A 21476-nucleotide genomic window follows, 5' to 3' on the forward strand; every position below is an offset into this window, starting at 1 on the left:
CCCAGCAGGGTAGGCCCGGTCCGGGGGTGGGCGGCAGCCTCAGCCGACCGCCACCAGCCGCAGCACCCGGGCCTCCTCCGGGTCCAGGACCGGGAGCGCGACACCGACCGTCGCCAGGACCCGGCCGTCGATCTCGGCGCCGTCGGCGGACCAGGTGCCGGTCAGGTCGGCGCCCCCGGGACCGCGTGGCATCTCCTCGGCGAGGCGGTAGCGGCGGTCGGGGTCGAGGCCGGCCAGGCGGAGCGGGGCGGGGTGCTGGGTCGCGGTGGCCGCGACCGTCGCGACGACGTACCACGCCTCGATGCGGTCCGCGGCGACGATGCCGGTCACCAGCACGGCGGGATCCGGGTGGTCGGGGTGGACGAGGGTGCCGCCGGCGATGAGCGGGCGCACCCGCTTGTGGAGCTCGATCCACTCGCCCAGCTCCGCGAGGGTGGCCTCGTCGAGGCGCGACATGTCCCACTCGATGCCGAACCAGTGGAGCAGCGCGGTCGCGGCGCGGTAGCGCAGGGAGTGCGTACGGCCGGTGGTGTGCGCCGTCGGGCCACCCACGTGGGAGCCCATCAGCTCCGGCGGCACCAGCAGGGAGGTCCAGCGCTGCAGGTGCTGCCGCTCGAGGGCGTCGATGGTGTCGCTCGGCCAGATCCGGTCGGTGCGCGAGAGCACCTCCGCGTCGACGCGGGCACCACCCGAGGAGCAGGACTCGATCTCGAGGTCGGGGTGCGCGGACCGCAGCTCGTCGAGCAGGCGGTAGAAGGCCCGCGTCTGCCCGTGCACGGCCGGACGCCCGTCGTGCACGGCGTCGGTGAGGTCGCGGTTGTGGTCCCACTTGAGGTAGGCGACGTCGAGGTCGCCGAGCAGCGCGAGGAGGGCGGCGCGGAGGTCGTCGTACGCGCCCGGGTCCTGCAGGTCGAGGACCTGCTGCTGACGCCACTCCGGCGGCGCGGCGGAGCGCCCGCGCAGCACGCGCTCCGGGTGGCGGCGGGCGGTCTCGGAGTCGAGGCTGACCATCTCCGGCTCGACCCACAGCCCGAACTCCATCCCGCGGCCGGTCACGTGGTCGACCAACGGACCCAGCCCCTGGGGCCAGACGGCGGGGTCGACCGTCCAGTCGCCGAGGCCGGAGGTGTCGTCGCGGCGGCCGAGGAACCAGCCGTCGTCGAGGACGAAGCGCTCGACCCCGACCGACGCGGCGACGTCGGCGAGCTCGGCGATCCGCTCGAGGGAGTGGTCGAAGTAGACCGCCTCCCACGAGTTGGCGATGACCGGCCGCTCGGTCCGCGACCGCGGCGTGACGGCACGAAGGTGGGCGTGGAAGCGGTGGCTCATCGCGTCGAGGCCGGAGCCCGACCACGAGCCGAGCACCCGCGGGGCGTCGTACGTCTCGCCGGGGGCGAGGACCACCTCGCCCGGGTCGAGCAGCTCGCCCCCGCCGACCAGGCACTCGCCCTCGGGCGTGCGCTCGGCGTAGTGGGTGTGGTTGCCGCTCCACGCGGTGTGCACCGCCCACACCTCGCCGGTGCCGAAGGTGAACCCGGGGGTGCCGGCCACCATGACGAGGGTGGCGTCGTGGCCCGTGCGGCCGTGGCGGGCGTCGCGCCGGTGCGTGCCCTGCACCCACGGGTGGCGCTGGGGCGTGCGCTCCTTGCACCAGCGTCCGGTGAGGTCGAGCAGCTCCGTGGCGTGGGCGCCGACGGGCAGCGCGGTCAGCACGGAGGCGAGGTGCAGGTCGCCGTCGGCGGTGTTGGTGACCGACGTCCGCGCGTGCAGCAGCCCGGCGTCGTCGAGGGACAGCCCGACCCGCACGGACCAGCCCGCCTCGTCGTCGGTCGACGTGCAGGTCACGCCCGCCTCCCCGGCCGGGTGCACGTCCCACTCGACGAGGCTCGGGGTGATCGCACGCGCGGTGCCGCCGACGCGGTGGCCGGACAGGGCCGGGGTGCCGGCGTACCCGCGCGTGCCGTCGGGCACGAGGCCCGTCGTGCGCGGGCCGTCGTACGCCGACCGCGACGCGCCGGGGCGTCGAGCGCCGGCCAGGCCGGTCAGGGCGGACTCGTCCAGGGCGCCGAGTGCGGCACCCCAGTGCACGATGCGCGGGACGCCCTGGTCGTCGCGGGCCAGCACGAGGCTGACCCCTCCCCGCGAGAGGTGGACGGGGGCGCCGCTCACTGGTCGGCCACCGCCTCGTCGAGGGCGTCGTCGTCGTCGACCGGGTCGACGACGACCAGCTCGCCGACGTGGTCGGCGAGGGCGCCGCTGGCCTGGGCCGACAGGCCCGAGTCGGTCACGAGCACGGACGCCTCGGACAGCCCGGCCATGCTGCTGAGGCCCACGACGCCCCACTTGCTGGAGTCGGCGCACACGATGAGCCGGCGGGAGCGCTCGATCATCGCGCGGTTGGTCTCCGACTCCAGGAGGTTGGGGGTGCTGAAGCCGGCCCGCACGTCCATGCCGTGCACGCCCATGAAGAACGCGTCGACGTGGAGGCTGCGCAGCGACGACACCGCGACCGGTCCGACGAGGGCGTCGGAGGGCGTGCGGAGCCCACCGGTGAGGAGGACCGAGGTCGTGGCGTCACCGGTGCGGTGCAGCACGTCGGCGACCCACACCGAGTTGGTGACGACGGTGAGGTTGGGGATCCGGGCGATGTGCTCGGTGAGGGCGTGGGTGGTGGTGCCCGCCGAGACGGCGATCGCCATGCCGGTGTGCACCAGCTCGGCGGCGGCGGCGGCGATCGCCTCCTTCTCCCGCCGGTGCTGCACGGACTTCGCGGCGAAGCCGGGCTCGGACGCCGACGGCTCGGCCACCGCGAGCGCTCCGCCGTGGACCTTCTCCAGCAGTCCGTCGCGGTGAAGGGCGACGAGGTCGCGCCGCACGGTCATGTCGGACACGCCGAGCAGCTCGACGAGGTCGGTGACGCGCACGGTCCCGTCCCGGCTGAGCTCGGCGAGGATGCGACTCCGTCGCTGGGCGGCGAGCATCAGGACTCCCGCACCACGGCGACGCCGCCTGCCGGCACCTGCAGGTCGCCCGCGACGTCGCGCCCGGTGACGAGCTCGACGCCGTGCACGTCGACCGGTGCCGGGTCGTCGCCGTGGTTGACCACGAAGAGCCAGCTCGCGTCGTCGCCGACCCGGCGGGTGACCTCGACGAGCTCGCCGGCGCCCGGCAACGTCTCGATGCCGGTCTCGGCGACCAGCCGGTCGACCAGCCGGTCGGTGCCCGCGGGTGCGAGGCGCGTGGCGACGTACCACGCGGCGCCCTCGCCGACCGTCCGCCGGGTCACGGCGGGGAGCCCCGCGGCGGGACCGTCGACGTACGACGCCACCGCCTCGGCGCCGGCCAGCTCCAGGTCCTCGGCCCAGGTGTCGGCCGTGACGGCGCCGGTCCCCAGGCCCTCCACCTGCACCGACTCGCCGGCCATCAGCGGGAGGAGCTCGGTGGTGCGGACACCCAGCAGCTCGCGGAACGCGCCGGGGTAGCCGCCGAGGCGGATGTGGTCGTGCTCGTCGACGATGCCGCTGAAGTAGGTGATCACGACTGTGGCACCTGCTTCGGCCGCCGCGGTCACGGAGGCGACCGTCGCGTCGTCGACGAGGTAGAGCGTGGGCACCACGACGAGCCGGTAGGAGGACAGGTCGGTGGACGGATGGACGACGTCGACCCCCACGCCGTGTGCCGACAGGGCGCGGTGGAGGTCCTCGGCCCGGTCGCGGTAGTGCACGTCGATGCTCGGGTGGGAGTCGAGCTCGCAGCCCCACCACGCCTGGTAGTCGAACAGGATCGCGGTGTCGTTGCGGGCGGTGCTGCCGGCCGCCTCCTCGACGGCGTCGAGCACCCGGGACAGCTCGACCACCTCGCGCCACTGGCGGGTGTCCGTGCCGGCGTGGGGGAGCAGGCCCGAGTGGAACTTCTCGGCCCCGGCCCGGGAGGCGCGCCACTGGAAGAAGAGCACCGCGTCGGCGCCGCGCGCGACGTGCGACAGGCTGTTGCGGATCATCTCGCCGGGGCGCTTGGCGCGGTTGCGGGGTTGCCAGTTGACGGCGCTCGTGGAGTGCTCCATCAGCAGCCACGGGCGCCCGCCGGCCGTGCCGCGGGTGAGGTCGGCGCTGAACGCCAGCTCGCGGTGACCGCCGTCCTCCGCCCCGATGAGGTAGTGGTCGTTGGACACCACGTCCAGCTCGCGACCCCAGCGCAGGTAGTCCATCTGGGGGGTCTGCCGCATGACCATGAAGTTCGTCGTCACCGGCACCCCGGGGGAGATCCGGTGCAGCACGTCACGCTCGGCGACGAAGTTGTCGAGCAGCTGGTCGGAGGAGAAGCGGGCGAAGTCCAGCTGCTGGGTGGGGTTGGCGTGGGTCGGCGCCACGCGGGGCGGGAGGACCTGCTCGATGTCGTCGTAGCGCTGCGACCAGAACGCCGTGCCCCAGGCGTCGTTGAGCCGCGCGACGTCGTCGTCGTACCGGCGGCGCAACCACGTGCGGAACGCCGCGGCGCTCGTGTCGCAGTAGCAGCGCGCGTTGTGGCAGCCGAGCTCGTTGGACACGTGCCAGAGGGCGAGCGCGGGGTGGTCGTGGTAGCGCTCCGCCATCCGGGTGCACAGCTCGAGGGCGTGCTCGCGGTAGACCGGTGAGCTGGGGCAGAAGGACTGGCGCCCGCCCGGCCACAGCGTCCTCCCGTCCTGCGTCACCGGCAGCATGTCGGGATGGCGGTGGGTCAGCCACGGCGGCGGCGACGCGGTGGCGGTGGCGAGGTCCACCTTGATCCCGGCCGCGTGCAGGTCGTCCATCTGCTCGTCGAGCCAGCCGAACTCCCAGGCGTCGGGTCGCGGCTGCAGCCAGGCCCACGAGAACACGGCGAGCGTGACGAGGTCGACCCCGGCCTCCCGCATCAGGTCGCGGTCCTCGCGGAGGACCGCAGCCGGCCACTGCTCGGGGTTGTAGTCGCCGCCGAACGCGAGTGCGGGCAGAGGTGTCGGCATGCCGCCAACTGTGTCCACCCTCACACTCCAAAGTCAACGCTTCAACGAGGATTTGGGTTCGGAAATGTTTGATCTGGTGGGAAATGACCACCCAGAGGGGTTGACTGGCCTGTGGGCACCGTCACATGCTGTGCATCCCTGTTCGGTTTTGTCCCAGGCTGTCACCCAGGAGGCCGTCGTGTCACTGTCCCGTTCCAGCGCCGTCCCCCGCTCGGCGCTCGTCACCATGGCCGCCTCGCGCCGCTCCGTGCTGCGCGGTCTGGCGCTGAGCGGCCTCGCCGTCGGCGGTGCCAACCTGCTCGCCGCGTGCGGCGGCGACGACTCCGGGCCGTCGTCGGGCTCGGGCGCGACGGTGAAGTTCGGCATGAACGAGGTGGAGGGGGCGGGCCCGGCCTACGACCGGCTCAAGGCGATGGCCGACGCCTACGCCAAGGACACCGGCACCGACGTCAAGATCAACTCCGTCGAGCACAACACGTTCCAGGAGAGCATCAACACCTACCTGCAGGGCTCGCCGGACGACGTGTTCACGTGGTTCGCGGGCTTCCGGATGGCGCAGTTCGCCGAGAACGGCCTGATCACCGACCTCAGCGACGTCTGGCCCATCGACGGGATGAGCGACTCGTTCAAGGAGGCGTCGACCGCCCCGGACGGCAAGCAGTACTTCGTGCCCAAGGACTACTACCCGTGGGCGGTCTTCTACCGCAAGTCGGTCTTCGACGAGAACGGCTGGGCCCCGCCGGAGACCAAGGACGACTTCATGTCGCTCATGGACGAGATGCAGGGCAAGGGCGTCACGCCCTTCGCCTTCGGCGACAAGGACGGCTGGCCCGCGATGGGCACGTTCGACATCCTCAACATGCGTCTCAACGGCTACGACTTCCACATGAGCCTGATGGCCGGCGAGGAGAAGTGGGACGGCGACGAGGTCAAGCTCGTCTTCGACACCTGGCGGACCCTGCTGCCGTACCACCAGGCCGACCCCCTCGGCCGCACCTGGCAGGAGGCGGCGACCGCGATGGGCAAGGGCGAGTGCGGCATGTACCTGCTCGGCACGTTCGTCGCCGACGCGGTGGCCGACGTCGCCGACGACCTGGACTTCTTCACCTTCCCCGAGCTCGACGCCAGCATCGGGGCCGACGCCCTCGACGCGCCGATCGACGGCTTCTGCGTCGCTGCCGGCGGGCAGAACCAGGAGGCCGCCAAGGCGATGATCAAGTGGCTCGGCAGCGCCGAGGCGGCCGACATCGCGAACGACAACGCAGACGTGCCGTTCATCGCCGCCAACTCCGGGGCGAGCACCTCGACCTACAACGCGCTGCAGAAGAAGTCCGCCGAGGTCGTCGGCGCCGCCGCCAACATCGCGCAGTTCATGGACCGCGACACCAACGCCGACTTCGCCAACACGGTGATGATCCCGTCGATCCAGGACTTCCTGAAGAACCCCGACGACATCGACGGGGTCACGGCCAGCATCCAGGAGCAGGCCAACTCCATCTTCGGCTGACGCCATGGCACACATCGACGAGGCGCCGCAGGCCGCGACGCCGCCAGACCGGGCCGGGGCCCCGCCCCAGGGGCGCGAGAAGAAGCTGGCCACGCGTGACCGGCTGACCGTCATCGCAATGGTGACCGTCCCGCTGGTGCTCGTGCTGGCGCTCGTCTGGGTCCCGGCGCTGGGCTCGGTCGTCCTGTCCTTCGGCACGTGGAACGGCTTCGGCGACCTCGACACCATCGAGTGGGTCGGCTTCCAGAACTACAAGGACATCGCCACGATCTACCCGCCGTTCTGGCCGGCGATCCAGCACAACCTCATCTGGCTGGGGTTCCTGTTCTTCATCCCGACCGTGCTCGGCATCCTGCTCGCGGTGCTGCTCGACCGCGAGATCCGGGGCAGCCGGTTCTACCAGACCGCCTTCTACATGCCCGTCGTGCTGTCGGTGGCGCTCATCGGCTTCATCTGGCAGCTCTTCTACTCGCGCGACCAGGGGCTCATCAACGACGTCTTCGGCACGCAGGTGGACTGGTACGGCGACCCGGACATCAACCTGTGGGCGGTCCTGGTCGCGACGGGCTGGCGCCACACCGGCTACATCATGCTCATCTACCTGGCCGGCCTGAAGGGGGTCGACGCCAGCCTGCGGGAGGCCGCCGCCGTCGACGGCGCCAGCGAGGTGAAGACCTTCTTCCACGTGATCTTCCCCGTGATGCGCCCGATCAACATGATCGTGGTCGTCATCGTGGTGATCGAGTCGCTGCGCGCCTTCGACATCGTCTGGGTCATCAACAAGGGCCGCAACGGCCTCGAGGTCATCGGTGCGCTCGTCGCCCAGAACGTCATCGGCGAGGCGACGAGGTACGGATTCGGCTCCGCGCTCGCCGTGATCATGATGCTGATCTCGTCGATCTTCATCACCCTCTACCTGCGCAACGTCTTCCGTGAGGAGCGCCGAGGATGAGCACCGAGACCCTGCCCGCTGACACGGGCCCCACGCCCTCGGGCACCGGCGGGTCCCGCACGCCACCCAAGCGCGTCGAGGGCGGTGTCATGAGCAAGCCCCGCGGGATCGTGGTGACGGTGATCGTCGCGCTGCTCGCGCTGCTGTGGCTCTTCCCGTTGCTGTGGGCGCTCATCAACTCGTTCCGCGAGTACGACTACACCCAGGCCAACGGCTACCTCTCCTTCGGCGGCTGGACCACGTCCAACTACGAGGAGGCCTGGACGCGCGGCAACTTCGGGCTCCACCTGAAGAACTCGCTCATGGTCACGATCCCGGCCGTGCTGCTGACGCTGTGGCTGTCGTCGATGGTCGGGTTCGTCCTGGCCCGGTTCAGCTACCGCTTCAACCTCATCATGCTCGGCGTCTTCCTCGCCGCGAACCTGCTCCCGCCGCAGGCGCTGCTCATCCCGGTCTTCCGCATGTTCCGGGAGATCCCGCTGCCGTTGTTCATGAGCGACTCCGGCTCGATGCTCAACAGCTTCTGGGCGCTCATCCTCGTCAACACGGCGTTCCAGATGGGTTTCTGCACGTTCGTGCTGAGCAACTACATGAAGACGCTGCCGCACGAGATCTACGAGTCCGCCGAGCTCGACGGGGCCAGCGTGTGGCGCCAGTACTGGCAGCTGACCATGCCGCTCGTACGACCCGCCCTGGCGGCCCTGGCCACCTTGCAGTTCACCTGGATCTACAACGAGTTCTTCTGGGCGACGGTGCTCATCCAGCAGGGCGACAAGCTGCCGATCACCTCGGCGCTGAACAACCTGCGCGGCCAGTTCTTCACCGACACGAACCTCGTCGCGGCCGGCTCGATCATCGTGGCGCTGCCGGTGCTCATCGTGTTCTTCCTGCTGCAGAAGCAGTTCGTCTCCGGGCTCACGCTGGGGTCGACGAAGGGCTGACCCAGGCGCCGGCGCGCATCACCCGGGTCACGCGCAGCTCCTCGTCGAGCACGACCAGGTCGGCGCGGCGGCCCGCCTCGATCGCGCCGACGTCGTCCAGCCCCCACGCCCGGGCGGGAGCGGTGCTGGCCGCGTGGACCACGTCGAGCAGCGGCAGGCCTGCGGTGCGAACGCAGAAGCGCACGGCTGCGTCCATCGTGAGCGTCGAGCCGGCGATGGCACCGTCGCCGTCCGGCGAGGCCAGGCGCGCGACGCCGTCGCGCACCTCGATCGCCATCGGGCCGAGCCGGTAGTCGCCGTCGGGCGCCCCCGCCGCCGCCATCGCGTCGGTGACGAGGATGCAGCGGCCGGGCTTGGCCGCGAAGACGGTGCGCAGGACGGCCGGGTGCAGGTGGACGCCGTCGGCGATCAGCTCGACGTCCACCGGCGCGTCGAGGAGGGCGCCGACCGCCCCGGGGTCGCGGTGGTGCAGCGGGCGCATGGCGTTGAAGAGGTGCGTGCCGAGGCGCGCGCCGGCATCGAGGGCGGCCCGCGACTCGTCGTACGTCGCGTCGGTGTGGCCCACGGCGGCGACGACGCCGGCCTCGGCGAGCCGGCGTACGGCGTCGACGCCGCCGGGCAGCTCGGGCGCGAGCGTGACCATCCGCACGGCGCCGTCCCCGGCGGCCAGGAGGTCGTGGACCGCGGCCGGGTCCGGGTGGGTGAGAGAGCCCGGCTGGTGGGCGCCCGAGCGCTGCGGGCTCAGCCACGGCCCCTCGAGGTGGACGCCGGCGAGCCGACCGTCCCGGACCAGCAGCCCGAGCTCGCGCACGGCGGCGGCCATCCGCTCGGCGGTGTCGGTGACGAGGCTCGCGGCCATCGACGTGGTGCCGTGCACGAGGTGGGCGTCGGCCACCACGGCCGCGGCGTCCGCCGTACCGAGGTCGAACGACGCACCCCCGCCGCCGTGCACGTGGAGGTCGACGAAGCCCGGGGTGATGGTCGCGCCACCGAGGTCGACGTCGGGACGGTGCGGGGGAGCACCCTCGCCGACCTCGACGATGCGGTCGCCGTCGAGGAGCAGCCACCCCGGCGCGAGGACGCGCGCCGGGGTGACCACCTGTCGTGCTGCCAGGATCACGTCAGGCCTTGTTGTCCTGCTCGAGGATGGACCCGCCGGCCGGGTCGTCCTCGTCCTCACGGCCGGGCGTGCGGAGGTTCCACTTCCGGATCACGAACCGGAACAGGAAGTAGTAGAGCGCCGCGTAGGCCAGGCCGATCGGGATCAGCAGCAGCGGCTTGGTCGCGATGTTGTAGTTGAGCACGTAGTCGAACAGGCCGGCCGAGAAGCCGAAGCCGTCCTTGATCCCGAGCCAGTTCACCAGGGCCATCGACGTGCCGGTGAGCAGCGCGTGGATGACGTAGAGGGGGAACGCGACGAACATGAACGCGAACTCCAGCGGCTCGGTGACGCCGGTGAGGAACGCGGTCAGCGCGGCCGACAGCATGATGCCGCCGACGAGCTTCTTGTTCTGCGGGCGGGCCTCGTGCCAGATCGCCAGCGCGGCGGCGGGGAGCGCGAACATCATGATCGGGAAGAAGCCCGTCATGAAGGCGCCCGCGGTCGGGTCGCCGGCCAGGAAGCGCGCGATGTCGCCATTGACCGCCTCACCGCCGGGGGGCGTGTACTCGCCGAAGATGAACCACGGCGGGTTGTTCAGGATGTGGTGCAGCCCGAGCGGGATGAGCAGCCGGTTGAGGGTGCCGTAGACGAAGCCGCCGAGGACGGCGTTGTCGGTGACCCACTCGCCGAGGCCGGTGATGCCCGCGTCGAAGGCGAAGTAGACGAAGCTCATCAGCACCGAGATCGCGACGGCTGCGGATGCCGTGATGATCGGCACGAACCGCCGTCCGCCGAAGAAGGCGAGGTAGGGCGGGAGCGAGATCCGGTGGTAGCGCTGCCACAGCCAGGCGCTGACGAGACCCATGACGATGCCGCCCAGCACGCCGTAGTTGATCAGCTCGTCGCCCTCGAGGACGTAGGGCGACATCGCTTCACCGACCGCCTCGAACACGAGGTAGCCGACCACTGCCGCGAGGGCCGTCGAGCCGTCCGACTTCCGCGCCATGCCGATGGCGATGCCGACGGCGAACAGCAGCGGCAGGTTGGCGAAGAGTGCGCCCCCGGCCGCGCCGACGACCGCTGCGACGCTGTCCCAGCCGAGGCCGTCGGCCCCGAGCAGGTCGTCGGCGCCGAGGCGCAGCATGAGCGCCGCCACGGGGAGGGCGGCGATGGGCAGCATGAGGCTGCGCCCGAACTTCTGGACCGGCGCGAGGTTGAGCCTGCGCCTCTCCGTGGTGCCGCCCGAGACGGCGTCCTGTGTGGTCACGATGGATCCCTTCTGGTGCTCTTCTTCCTGGCGGCGCCCTGCTCGGCGCCGAGGTTCATGTGGACCTGGTAGCGGTCGCCCCGGTAGCGGGAGACGACGTACTCGACCGGCCGTCCCGCCGCGGTCGAGACGCGGCGGAAGACCAGGAGCGGGGTGTGGACGGGCGCCTCGAGCCGGCGGGCGGTCGCGCCCTCCGCCGCCTCGCCCCACAGCGTCTGCTCGGCGCTGTCGATGACGAGGTCGTAGCGCGTCGCGAAGAGCGTGTAGAGCGAACCGGTGAGGTCCGCGGCGTCGAGGTCGGGGAGGAGGGAGCACGGGTACCACCCCTGCTCGATCGCCATCGGCTGGCCGTCGGCGAGCCGCACGCGGTCGATCCGCCACGCGGTGCCGCGTGCGCCCAGCCGCAGCGCCTTGACGACCTCCGGGGGCGGGCGCTCCTCGTCGACGCGCATGAGGCGGGTGGCCGGGACCAGGCCGCGGCGGCGCATGTCGTCGGTGAAGGACGCGAGGTGCAGGCTGGACTGCACGCGGGGGCGCGCGACGAACGTGCCCTTGCCGTGGATCTTCTCGAGCAGCCCGCCGACCACCAGGCTGTCGATCGCCTTGCGCACCGTGGCGCGGGAGACGTCGTAGGTCGCCATGAGCTCGCGCTCCGAGGGGATCGACGCGCCGGGTCCGAGGTCGCGGGTGGCGAGCTCGGCCAGCACGTCCCTCAGCTGCACGTGCTTGGGCCGGGGGCCGTCCTCGATCGTCGTGGTCATGCCGCCCTCTCGACGCCGGATGGATCCATTGGTACGGTCTGGTACGTACCAGTTGGAGAGCATGGCTCCAGCGCGCCGACGTTGTCAAGGACCGCCGATGGACACCTCTTCCCCCGCCGCGACGCAGATGGCGGCCGAGATCGCCGAGCAGCCGGAGGCCGCCCGCCGCACGCTCGACGCGCTCCTGCCCCAGCAGGCGCGGCTGCGCGACCTCGCGTCGGGACGGCGGCGCGTGCTGCTGGTGGCGCGCGGGTCGAGCGACAACGCCGCGATCTACGGGCGCTACCTGCTCGAGGTCGTCGCGGGCGTCCCGGCGGGGCTGGCCGCGCCCAGCGTGGCCACCCACTACGGCGCCCGGCTCGACCTCTCCGACACGGTGGTGGTGTCGGTGTCGCAGTCCGGCGCGACGGCCGAGATCGTCGAGACCCAGGAGTGGGCGCGGGCCTGCGGGGCCGCCACCGTCGGCGTGACCAACGTCGAGGGCTCACCGCTCGCCGGCGCCGCCGACCTCGCGCTGGTGACCAGCGCCGGACCCGAGCTCGCGGTGCCCGCCACGAAGTCGTACCTCACGCAGCTCGTGGCCCTCGCCGTCCTCGCCGACGCACTCGGTGAGGGGTCGTTGCGCGCCGCGCTCGAGCGCGTGCCGGACGCCGTCGAGGGACTCCTGCGCACCGACGTCGACGCGGCCGCCGAGGCGTTGGCCACCACCGAGCGGGTCGTCGTCTCGGGCCGCGGCATGCTGCTCGGCACCGCGCTGGAGACGGCGCTGAAGATGGAGGAGACCTGCCTGCGCCCGGTGCGCGGCTACTCGTACGCCGACCTGCGCCACGGCCCCATCTCGGTGGTCAGCGAGGGGCTGCTGGCCGTGCTGGTGGGCGCCGCGGAGGGTCCGCTCGCCGAGCCGATGCTCGACCTGGTGCGCGACCTGCACGAGCGCGGCGCCCGCGTCCTCGGGATCGGGGGCACGCCCGCCTTCGCGGGGGAGTGCGACCTGCACCTGCCCGGCCCGGACCTGCCCGAAGCGGTCGAGCCGATCGCCTCGGTCGTGCCCGCGCAGCTGATGATCGAGCAGATGGCCCGACGGCTGGGGCTCGACCCCGACAACCCGCGCGGCCTGAGGAAGGTCACCCAGACCGATCGCTGACCCACGACGGTTGCGCCGCACCCGTCGCCGTACGCAACAGTGGATCCACCCACGAAAGGAACCAGAGATGAGCAGCAAGGCAGAGCAGATCCTGGCCGGCCTCGGCGGCGCCGACAACGTCGTCGAGATCGAGGCGTGCATCACCCGCCTCCGCACCGAGGTCAAGGACGGCTCGCTCGTCGACCAGGCCGCCCTCAAGGCCGCCGGGGCCCACGGCGTCATGGCCAGCGGCACCGTCGTCCAGGTCGTCGTCGGCCCCGAGGCCGACAACCTCGCCGACGACATCGAGGACCTGATGTGAGCGGTGCCGTCCAGGTCCTCGCCCCCTGCCCGGGACGGGTCGTCGCGATGGCGGACGTGCCCGACCCCGTCTTCGCCGAGGAGATGGTCGGACCCGGCGTGGCCATCGAGCCCGACGCCGGCCGCACCACCGTCGTGTCGCCGATCGCCGGGAAGGTGGTCAAGGTCCTGCCGCACGCCTTCGTCGTCCTCGGCGACGGCGTCGGCGTCCTGGTGCACCTCGGCATCAACACCGTCCGCCTCGAGGGCGAGGGGTTCGAGGTCCTCGCCACCCAGGGGAGCGAGGTCGCCGCGGGCGATCCGATGATCACCTGGGACCCGTCCTCGCTGCCGTCCACGGCGAGCGGGCAGGACGTCTCGCCGGTCGTCCCGGTCGTGCTGATGGACGCACCGAAGGGCTCCGTCGCGAGCGACGCCGTCGGAGGGTCCGTGGCCGCCGGCGATCTCCTCTTCGCCACCGCATGACAGCGCCGGTGGCCGAGGTCTCCGCGCTGCTGCTCGACCTCGACGGCACCCTCGTCGACTCGGAGCCCCTGCACCGCCGCGGGTACGAGTCCTTCTTCGCCCACAAGGGCTGGGACCTCCCCGACCTCTCGGTCTTCACCGGACGCCGGGCGGTCGACGTCTTCGCGACCGAGCCCGGCCCCTGGGAGGGCCTCGACCCCGAAGCGGTGCTCGCCGAGGTCCTCGATCACGTGCCCGACGAGGCGGCGCAGGCCGTGCCCGGTGCGCGCGACCTGATCGAGGCGGCCCGGGCGGGCGGCACGCCGGTCGCCATCGTCACCTCGGCCGGGCCGGCCTGGGTGGAGCGGTCGCTGGTGGAGTCGCTCGCCCTGGAGCTCGACAGCGTCGACCTCGTCGTCACCGCCCGCGACGTCGAGGACGGCAAGCCGCACCCCGCCGGCTTCGCGCTCGCCTGCCGCCGGCTCGACGCCGACCCCGCCGCCGCCCTGGCGGCGGAGGACTCGCCCGCCGGTGTCCGCGCGGCGCGCGGTGCCGGCGTACGCCGGGTGCACGGCATCGGCACGTCGCACCCGCGCGACGTGCTGCTCGACGCCGGTGCCGTGGACGTCCACGCCGACCTCCGGCCGCTCCTGCCGCTCCTGCCGCTCCTGCCGTCCGGGTGAGGCAGCGCCGGGGAGCGAGCGCCGTCAGCCGGTGACGTGGTCCCCGACGGTCTTCGCGTGCGGGCGGCCCGGGTCGTCGAGCGCCGGCGAGACCTCGCCGGCGCGGAGCGCCTCGAGCTGGGCGCAGACGGCCGTGCCGTAGAAGAACGCGACGGACGACAGCAGCGCCCACAGCAGCAGGGCGAACACGCCGGCGAGCGGCCCGTACACGCTGCCGAACGACCCGCTCAGGGAGACGTACGCCGCCAGCCCGCCCGTGGCGACGGCGTTGAGGACCACGGCGATCCCCGACCCCAGCCCGAGCCACGACAGCGCCGGCTGCCGGCGGCGCGGCGCGTGGTCGAGCAGCACGGCGATCGCGAGGACGAGCAGCGCGAGGCCGATCGGCCACCGCAGCCCGTTCCACCAGTCGACGGCCGTGTCCGACCAGCCGTAGTTGTCCACCATCGCCTCGCCGAGCGCACCCCCGCCCACGATCATCACGAAGCCCACACCGACAGGTGCGGCCAGCACGGCGGTCAGGACCGCCGCCCTGCCGTACTTGTGGAGCGCCTTGCGGTCGCGCCGGATGCCGTAGATCCGGTTGGCGCCGCGCTCGACCTGCGCCATCGCCGTTGTCATCGACACGAGCGCGAAGCCGAGGCCGAGCACGAGGGCGACCTCGCCGGCGACCTCGGAGGCATCGGAGTCGTCGACCGCCGAGGCGAGCGCATCGCCGTCTCCCGATCCGGGGGAGAGCGAGTCGACGACGTGCGCGACGACCGCGGCCGGTCGCTCCTCGTCGATGTCGGAGGCGAGGCCGGTCAGGGCGAGGAGGAAGGGGACGACGGCGAGGCAGGCCTGCAGGGCGAGGGCGCGGGAGTTGGTGAACCCGTCGCCGTAGCGGAAGCGAACGAAGGACTCGACCGCGATCCTGCGCAGCCCGTGGTGACGCGCGAGGTGCCAGGCGTCGAGCGCGTCCAGCTCGTCACCGTCCATCTCGGTGGTGACGGGCACGGTCCGCGCGGTGGTCATGGCCGCACCCTAGGTGGCAGGCCCCGCAGCGCAGTGACCGGATTCGCCGGACGGGCACCCCGGGCCGGACCTACTCTGGACCCCCATCGGTCGTCGCGGCCGCTGGCAGACGTCCTCGACCCTCTCGGAGTCCCCGTGTCGTTCCCCGGCCCCGCCCTGTCCCGTCGTGCCCTCGTGGGCGCGTCCCTCCTCGCTCCCGCTGCGGCCGCGCTGTCCCTCGCGCCCGGCAGCGCGTACGCCGCGTCCGGCACCCCGCTCGGCCGGCAGGTCCGCTTCGGCGCCTACGCCTGGAACGTGCCCTGGACGCCCGGCGTGCTCGATGACCTCCAGCGGACCGTGCAGGCGCCGGTCTCGATCGCGTCGTACTTCTACGGGCCCGACGAGGTGTTCCCCGCCCAGCAGGACCTCGACACCGCCCGCGGCGGCACGCGCGACCTCCTGGTCGCGTGGGAGATCGGGACGTTCCGCTACAGCGAGTGGCCGGCCGGCCTGCACGACGAGCACCTCGACCGGATCGCCGCGGCTGCGCGCGCCTTCCCGTACGTCGTCCACGTGCGCCCCTGGCCGGAGATGAACGGCGACTGGACGTCGTTCCAGCCCACCCCCGCCGGCGAGAAGGAGCACGGCGGCACGCCGGAGGAGTTCATCGCGGCCTGGCGCTACGTCGTGACCTACCTGCGCGACCGGGGCGCCACCAACCTGCGCTGGGTCTTCAACCCGACGACCGACACCTACGAGGGCACGACCGACGTCCGCACGATCTACCCCGGCGACGCGTACGTCGACGTGCTCGGCCTCGACGGCTACAACTGGGGCAACACCGGCCTGAGCTGGGGGCCGTGGCGCACGTTCGAGGACATCTACCGCGAGCAGTACGACCGGCTCGTCGCCCTGCACCCCACCGCCCCGGTGTGGATCTGCGAGGTCGGCTGCAAGGAGCCGTCGTACGACGACGGCGCTCCCCGCATCAAGTCCGCGTCCAAGGGCCGCTGGATCACCGACATGTTCGCGGCGACCACCTTCCCTCGGGTGCAGGCGGTGTGCTGGTTCCAGGGCAACAAGGAGCGCGACTGGCGGGTGAACTCCTCCAACGACGCGCTCAGGGCGATCCGCACGGCGCTCGACCAGATGCCGGCCTGAGACCCGCCGGACGGTCGCGGCTGTCGGTCCCCGGCGCCAGACTGGAGACATGGAGGCTCGGGAGCGCGTCGGAGCGATGAGCAGGCAGGTGGCGGCGGAGCCGCGCCGGTTCTACGACGGCGGCACGCTGCCGACCCCGGCGGGCCCCGGCGAGCCCCCCGACCCGGGCTCCGACCCGCGCATCGTCCTGGAGCGGCACTCCGAGGAGGGCGTCGAGACGTTCGCCCTCGAGCGTCGGCTGGCCTACCGCGACCGCCACCTCGGCGAGCTGCTGGTCCCCGCCGACACCGACTTCCGCACCGACCTGACCTCGGTGCCGGCGCTGTTCACCTGGCTGGTGCCCAAGACCGGGGCCCACCTGCCGGCCGCGCTGCTGCACGACGCGCTCGTGGCCGGTCGCGGCGACCCGACGTCCTACGTCTCCACCGAGGGCCGCGTCGTCGACCGGGTCGAGGCTGACCGGGTCTTCCGCGACGCGATGGCCGACACCGGCACGGGCGTGGTCCGCCGCTGGATCGTCTGGTCCGCCGTCACCGTGGCGACGATCTTCGTCGGCCGGGCGGTGCGCTGGTCGCCGCTGAAGCACTGGTCCTACCGCCTGGCCGCCGGCACCACGATCGCCGCGATCGTCTACCTCGGCTACAGCGCGACCAGCGACCTGTTCGACGTCTCGTGGGCGGGTGCCGTCGACGTGCCGTGGATGGGCGACCGCTCGTGGTGGGTGGAGGTGGCGGGCGGGTTCGCCGGGGCGGTCGTGCTGCCGTTGGCGCTCAGCCTGCTGTGGGGTCGGCTGTGGAGGGCGGGCGCGATCGCCGGGGTGGTGCTCGCGGTGCTGCTGCACGTGACCGTCGGCCTGGCCGTCATCGGGGCGACCTACCTCGCGGTCGAGCGGCTCGCCCGGCGCTCGCCCGTCGCGGCCTGGGTCCTGGCCGGCTTCGTCGTGGCCGCCTCCTTGGTGGTCTTCACGCTGCTCACCCTCGGCTGACGCCGATCTCGGCGAGCCAGCGCGCGGCGAAGGCGCCGCGGGGCAGGTCCTGGGTGACGAGGTGGACGCCCTCGCGTGCCGCCAGGACGACCAGCCCGAGCGCGAGGGCCGTCACCACCATGCCGTTGACGTTGCGCGGGAACCGGCTCGGCACCGTGCGCACGCGGTGCCACCCGCCGACGAGACCGGCGGTGACGACGGCGGAGACCACGCTGGCGCACGCCGCCCCGAGCACCGTGCCGAGGAGGTCGAGGTGGCTGATGAGGATCGCCGAGGTCGCTGCGGCCGTGGCGCCGGCGACGAGCTGCGGGAGGCTGAGGTCGAGGAGGGGCTGGCGGCCGGTCCGGTCGGTCCGGTCGGGCGTGTCGGCCGGGGATTCGGTGGGGGAGTGAGGCATCTCGCGGTGGGGGTGGGGGACAGGGCTTCCCCCGTACGACGACCGGGCGGTGACGATCGTTGCCCGACGTGAGCGGTCTCACGGGGTTGTTGGCGCTCGCTCCGCTCGCGCGTGTCCGCGTCGCTCGTGACCCGGTCGTTCGTCGTCGTTGCTGCGCCTCCTCCGCTTCGCTCCCCCGACGCAGCCCTCCTCCTGCACTCCCGGGCGCGACGCGGACCTCACCTCGGCCGCCCGAGCACGGCGACCGGGGCGCACGTCATACGAAGGCGTACGTATGGGTGCGGGTTCGTATGACGCAGCGGCCGGCGGCGGGACCCCAGCCACCGCGCTCGGTGCCAGACGACGTCCTCAGGGGCGCCGAGTACGGCGACCGGGCGGACGTCATACGAAGGCGTACGTATGGGTGCGGGTTCGTATGACGCAGCGGCCGGCGGCGGGACCCCAGCACGGCGAGCGGAGCGAGCCAATCGACGGAGCGAGCCAATCAGCGCAGCGAGTAGGTGGCGAGCGAGACGCCGACGTAGTGGGCGGCGAAGGCGAGGATCGTGAAGGAGTGGAAGACCTCGTGGAAGCCGAACCAACGCGGTGAGGGGTTGGGGCGCTTGAGGCCGTAGACCACGCCACCGAGCGTGTAGAGCACGCCGCCGACCGCGACGAGGACGAGCGTGGCGACCGCGATGCCGCTGCTGAAGCGGTTGGCGCCCTCCATGAACTGGGGGATGAAGAACACCGCCGCCCAGCCGAGGGCGATGTACATCGGCGTGTAGAGCCAGCGCGGCGCGTCGGTCCAGAACACGCGGAAGAACACGCCGGCGATCGCGGCGATCCACACGACGAGCAGCAGCGTCGTACGCGCGGTGCCGTCGAGGAAGAGCAGGGCGTAGGGCGTGTAGGTGCCCGCGATCAGCACGAAGATGTTGGCGTGGTCGAAGCGGCGCAGGAACGCCCACGTGCGCGGCGACCACGTGCCGCGGTGGTAGATCGCCGAGACCGTGAACACGAGGAGCGCGGACAGCGCGAAGGCGGCCGACCCGACGCGGGTGGAGGCCGTGGGGGAGAGCGCGACCAGCACGATGCCGGCGGCGAGCGCGATCGGCGCGGTGGCCGCGTGCAGCCAGCCGCGCAGGTGCGGCTTGATCTCGGCCATCTTGTCGGCCATCACCTCGCCGGCACGCTCCACGGCGTGCTCGACGCGGTCGCGAGACGTCATGCCGGGGTTCTCCATGTCACGAACGTACCCGGAGGGGTGCGAGTTCCGCAGTCGAGTGCACCGAGTGCCCGGTCACACGGCGCGACGGCGTTACGATCGGTTGGTGGTCAACGTGAAGGACGCCGTGCGACGGGTGCTCTACCCGGCCTACGAGTCCCGGGTGGTGAAGTTCCTGCCCCACGACCAGATCCCGAAGCACGTGGGCGTCATGCTCGACGGCAACCGCCGGTGGGCGAAGGCGGTCGGGCTCAACACCGCGGAGGGCTACCAGGCCGGCGCCGACAACATCCGTCCGCTGCTGGGGTGGTGCGAGGAGGTCGGCGTCGAGGTCGTCACGCTGTGGCTGCTGTCGAGCGACAACCTCACCAACCGCCCGCCCGACCAGCTGACCGGGCTGCTGAAGATCATCGAGGGCGCCGTCGAGTCGCTCGCCGAGGCACGCCGTTGGCGGATCCACCCGGTCGGTGCCCTCGACCTGCTGCCGACGGAGACCGCCGAGCGGCTCAAGGCGGCCGAGGAGAGCACCCGCGACATCGACGGCCTGCTCGTCAACGTCGCGGTCGGCTACGGCGGGCGCCGCGAGATCGCGGACGCCGTACGCGCCCTGCTCGCCGACCACGCCACCAAGGGCACCTCGCTCGAGGAGCTCGCCGACATCATCGACGTCGAGCACATCGCCGAGCACCTCTACACCAAGGGCCAGCCCGACCCCGACCTGGTGATCCGCACGTCGGGGGAGCAGCGCCTGGGCGGCTTCCTGCTGTGGCAGTCGGCCAACTCGGAGTTCTACTTCTGCGAGGCCCTGTGGCCCGACTTCCGGCGCGTCGACTTCCTGCGCGCGATCCGTGCGTACGCCGAGCGCGAGCGCCGCTTCGGCGGCTGACCGACGACTCGCAGACGTCATCCGACCGTCACCTCGCGTTCGGGCGTGTCGCCCCGGATCGGGTCACCCACGGGCGTACTTTCGCGACATCAGCAGGTGGGGAAGCCTGCTGAACCGGGAGGCACACCTTGGGCACTCAGATGGGAGCTCTCCGGTCCGTTGAATGACATCGGGCCGGGCGAGGAGTGCGCGCGCCGACCCGCAGCAAGGGGTTAGACGTGGCCAGCAGCAAGACCTCGCCCAGCAGCACCCGTCGCACGTACGTCCTCGACACCAGCGTCCTCCTCGCCGACCCGGCCGCCATCAAACGCTTCGCCGAGCACGAGGTCGTGCTCCCCGTGGTGGTGATCACCGAGCTGGAGGGCAAGCGCAACCACCCGGAGCTCGGCTTCTTCGCCCGCTCGGCGCTGCGGGCCCTCGACGAGCTGCGCATCGTCAACGGACGCCTCGACCAGCCCGTCCCCGTGGGGGCGGAGGGCGGCACGGTCCGCGTCGAGCTCAACCACACCGACCCGGAGTCCCTGCCGTCGGGCTTCCGGCTGGGCGACAACGACACCCGCATCCTCGCGGTCGCCTGCAACCTGGCCAACGAGGGCCACCGGGTCACCCTGGTCAGCAAGGACCTCCCGCTGCGCATCAAGGCCTCGGCCGTGGGGCTCGACGCCGAGGAGTACCGCGCCGAGGCCATCAGCAGCTCCGACACCGGCTACACCGGGATGGCCGAGCTCGAGGTGCCCTCGAGCGACCTGGACGAGCTCTACGAGGACGGGGTCATCGACCTCGCCGACGCCCGCGACCTCCCGTGCCACAACGGGCTCGTGCTGCTGTCGGACAGGGGTACGGCGCTGGGCCGCGTGGGGGCGGACAAGCGCGTGCACCTCGTCCGCGGCGACCGGGACGCCTTCGGCATCCACGGCCGGTCGGCCGAGCAGCGGGTGGCGCTCGAGATGCTCCTCGACCCCGAGGTCGGCATCGTGTCGCTCGGCGGCCGCGCCGGCACCGGCAAGTCGGCGATGGCGCTCTGCGCCGGCCTCGAGGCCGTGATGGAGCGCCGCCACCACAAGAAGGTCGTCGTCTTCCGGCCGCTCTTCGCCGTCGGCGGCCAGGAGCTCGGCTACCTGCCCGGCTCGGAGAACGAGAAGATGTCGCCCTGGGCCCAGGCGGTCTTCGACACCCTCGGCGCCCTGGTCTCGCGCGACGTCGTCGACGAGGTGATGGACCGCGGGATGCTGGAGGTCCTGCCGCTCACGCACATCCGCGGCCGCTCGCTCCACGACGCGTTCGTCATCGTCGACGAGGCGCAGTCGCTGGAGCGCAACGTCCTGCTCACCGTGCTGTCCCGCATCGGCGCGAACTCCAAGGTCGTGCTCACCCACGACGTCGCCCAGCGCGACAACCTCCGGGTCGGCCGCCACGACGGCATCGTCGCGGTGGTGGAGAAGCTCAAGGGCCACCCGCTCTTCGCCCACGTCACCCTCACCCGCTCCGAGCGGTCGCCCATCGCCGCGCTCGTGACGGAGATGCTGGAGGACGTCACCCTCTGACCGGGTCGCAGCCCCCTGCCGCGCTGTAACGCCGGGTTACCACCGGTACCCACCATGGAGCACCCTGGTGGGTACCAGCAGTAACCCGGCGTTACAGCGCTGAGCCGAGGCCGCCGAGGCGGTGGCGGTCGTCACCTGCGTGTGGCGGGTGAGTCGTCTGTGACGCAGGTGGTCTGCTGTGACGCAAGGGACAGCACCAATTGTGGCGTTCGGTTTGCACG

The 21476-nt window shown here is 72.2% G+C and carries 20 protein-coding genes; 11 read left to right on the top strand and 9 right to left on the bottom strand.

Going from position 1 to position 21476, the window contains the following annotated elements:
* Positions 1-39: 39 nt before the first annotated feature.
* From NYO98_RS12215 to NYO98_RS12225, 3 genes are read right to left on the bottom strand one after another with little or no spacing between them, the layout of a single operon-like run.
* The gene (locus tag NYO98_RS12215) at positions 40-2169 is read right to left on the bottom strand and encodes an alpha-galactosidase (protein ID WP_268112003.1); all 2130 of its coding nucleotides are present in this window, start codon (positions 2167-2169) and stop codon (positions 40-42) included.
* The gene (locus NYO98_RS12220) at positions 2166-2981 is read right to left on the bottom strand and encodes a DeoR/GlpR family DNA-binding transcription regulator (RefSeq protein WP_268112004.1); all 816 of its coding nucleotides are present in this window, start codon (positions 2979-2981) and stop codon (positions 2166-2168) included. The genes NYO98_RS12215 and NYO98_RS12220 overlap by 4 nt, the downstream gene beginning before the upstream one ends.
* Positions 2981-4981, bottom strand: coding sequence for a beta-galactosidase (locus tag NYO98_RS12225; RefSeq protein WP_268112005.1), 2001 nt, complete (start codon positions 4979-4981; stop codon positions 2981-2983). Before NYO98_RS12225 ends, NYO98_RS12220 begins: the two co-directional genes overlap by 1 nt.
* Before the next feature lie 178 nt (positions 4982-5159).
* On the opposite strand from NYO98_RS12225, the gene NYO98_RS12230 reads away from it, so the two are divergent.
* Genes NYO98_RS12230 through NYO98_RS12240 form a run of 3 tightly spaced genes read left to right on the top strand, consistent with a single transcriptional unit; the run spans position 5160 to position 8381 of the window.
* Entirely contained in the window at positions 5160-6488 is a 1329-nt protein-coding gene (locus tag NYO98_RS12230; RefSeq protein WP_268112006.1) for an ABC transporter substrate-binding protein, read from the top strand.
* A gap of 4 nt (positions 6489-6492) precedes the next feature.
* Entirely contained in the window at positions 6493-7440 is a 948-nt protein-coding gene (locus NYO98_RS12235; protein WP_268112007.1) for a carbohydrate ABC transporter permease, read from the top strand.
* A complete protein-coding gene (locus NYO98_RS12240) occupies positions 7437-8381 on the top strand; it encodes a carbohydrate ABC transporter permease (RefSeq protein ID WP_268112008.1) in 945 nt (314 codons plus the stop codon). The genes NYO98_RS12235 and NYO98_RS12240 overlap by 4 nt, the downstream gene beginning before the upstream one ends.
* On the opposite strand, the gene nagA is transcribed toward NYO98_RS12240, so the two are convergent.
* The 3 genes from nagA to NYO98_RS12255 are packed head-to-tail and all read right to left on the bottom strand — an operon-like array spanning position 8356 to position 11511.
* Positions 8356-9501 carry an N-acetylglucosamine-6-phosphate deacetylase gene (nagA, locus tag NYO98_RS12245; protein ID WP_268112009.1) on the bottom strand — a complete coding sequence of 382 codons (1146 nt, stop codon included), beginning with the start codon at positions 9499-9501 and terminating at the stop codon, positions 8356-8358. The genes NYO98_RS12240 and nagA overlap by 26 nt on opposite strands.
* A gap of 1 nt (position 9502) precedes the next feature.
* Positions 9503-10750, bottom strand: coding sequence for a PTS transporter subunit EIIC (locus NYO98_RS12250; RefSeq protein ID WP_268112010.1), 1248 nt, complete (start codon positions 10748-10750; stop codon positions 9503-9505).
* Positions 10747-11511 carry a GntR family transcriptional regulator gene (locus NYO98_RS12255; protein ID WP_268112011.1) on the bottom strand — a complete coding sequence of 255 codons (765 nt, stop codon included), beginning with the start codon at positions 11509-11511 and terminating at the stop codon, positions 10747-10749. Before NYO98_RS12255 ends, NYO98_RS12250 begins: the two co-directional genes overlap by 4 nt.
* A gap of 97 nt (positions 11512-11608) precedes the next feature.
* On the opposite strand from NYO98_RS12255, the gene NYO98_RS12260 reads away from it, so the two are divergent.
* The 4 genes from NYO98_RS12260 to NYO98_RS12275 are packed head-to-tail and all read left to right on the top strand — an operon-like array spanning position 11609 to position 14082.
* Positions 11609-12655 carry an SIS domain-containing protein gene (locus NYO98_RS12260; protein WP_268112012.1) on the top strand — a complete coding sequence of 349 codons (1047 nt, stop codon included), beginning with the start codon at positions 11609-11611 and terminating at the stop codon, positions 12653-12655.
* A 43-nt stretch (positions 12656-12698) separates the two neighbouring features.
* On the top strand, positions 12699-12956 hold the full coding sequence (locus NYO98_RS12265; RefSeq protein WP_268112220.1) for a PTS glucose/sucrose transporter subunit IIB: 258 nt from the start codon (positions 12699-12701) through the stop codon (positions 12954-12956).
* Entirely contained in the window at positions 12953-13420 is a 468-nt protein-coding gene (locus tag NYO98_RS12270; RefSeq protein WP_268112013.1) for a PTS sugar transporter subunit IIA, read from the top strand. Before NYO98_RS12265 ends, NYO98_RS12270 begins: the two co-directional genes overlap by 4 nt.
* Positions 13417-14082 carry an HAD family hydrolase gene (locus tag NYO98_RS12275; protein ID WP_268112014.1) on the top strand — a complete coding sequence of 222 codons (666 nt, stop codon included), beginning with the start codon at positions 13417-13419 and terminating at the stop codon, positions 14080-14082. Before NYO98_RS12270 ends, NYO98_RS12275 begins: the two co-directional genes overlap by 4 nt.
* 24 nt (positions 14083-14106) lie before the next feature.
* Here NYO98_RS12275 and NYO98_RS12280 read toward each other — a convergent pair whose 3' ends face one another.
* Positions 14107-15096 (bottom strand): YihY/virulence factor BrkB family protein, encoded by a 990-nt coding sequence (locus NYO98_RS12280; RefSeq protein ID WP_268112015.1) that lies wholly within the window; start codon positions 15094-15096, stop codon positions 14107-14109.
* 135 nt (positions 15097-15231) lie between these two features.
* Between NYO98_RS12280 and NYO98_RS12285 the strand changes: the two genes are divergently transcribed.
* On the top strand, positions 15232-16236 hold the full coding sequence (locus tag NYO98_RS12285) for a glycoside hydrolase family 26 protein (protein WP_268112016.1): 1005 nt from the start codon (positions 15232-15234) through the stop codon (positions 16234-16236).
* 49 nt (positions 16237-16285) lie between these two features.
* Positions 16286-17221 carry a DUF1353 domain-containing protein gene (locus NYO98_RS12290; protein WP_268112017.1) on the top strand — a complete coding sequence of 312 codons (936 nt, stop codon included), beginning with the start codon at positions 16286-16288 and terminating at the stop codon, positions 17219-17221.
* On the opposite strand, the gene NYO98_RS12295 is transcribed toward NYO98_RS12290, so the two are convergent.
* Both NYO98_RS12295 and trhA read right to left on the bottom strand, forming a co-directional pair.
* A complete protein-coding gene (locus NYO98_RS12295) occupies positions 17208-17618 on the bottom strand; it encodes a hypothetical protein (protein WP_268112018.1) in 411 nt (136 codons plus the stop codon). The genes NYO98_RS12290 and NYO98_RS12295 overlap by 14 nt on opposite strands.
* Before the next feature lie 484 nt (positions 17619-18102).
* The gene (trhA, locus tag NYO98_RS12300; RefSeq protein WP_268112019.1) at positions 18103-18828 is read right to left on the bottom strand and encodes a PAQR family membrane homeostasis protein TrhA; all 726 of its coding nucleotides are present in this window, start codon (positions 18826-18828) and stop codon (positions 18103-18105) included.
* A 103-nt stretch (positions 18829-18931) separates the two neighbouring features.
* Here trhA and NYO98_RS12305 point away from each other — a divergent pair, with 103 nt between their 5' ends.
* Both NYO98_RS12305 and NYO98_RS12310 read left to right on the top strand, forming a co-directional pair.
* On the top strand, positions 18932-19711 hold the full coding sequence (locus NYO98_RS12305) for an isoprenyl transferase (RefSeq protein ID WP_268112020.1): 780 nt from the start codon (positions 18932-18934) through the stop codon (positions 19709-19711).
* 218 nt (positions 19712-19929) lie between these two features.
* The gene (locus NYO98_RS12310; RefSeq protein WP_268112021.1) at positions 19930-21255 is read left to right on the top strand and encodes a PhoH family protein; all 1326 of its coding nucleotides are present in this window, start codon (positions 19930-19932) and stop codon (positions 21253-21255) included.
* The last annotated feature ends 221 nt before the right edge of the window (positions 21256-21476 follow it).

The sequence above is a fragment of the Nocardioides pini genome (genome assembly GCF_026712185.1).
GTDB classification, from domain to species: domain Bacteria; phylum Actinomycetota; class Actinomycetes; order Propionibacteriales; family Nocardioidaceae; genus Nocardioides; species Nocardioides pini.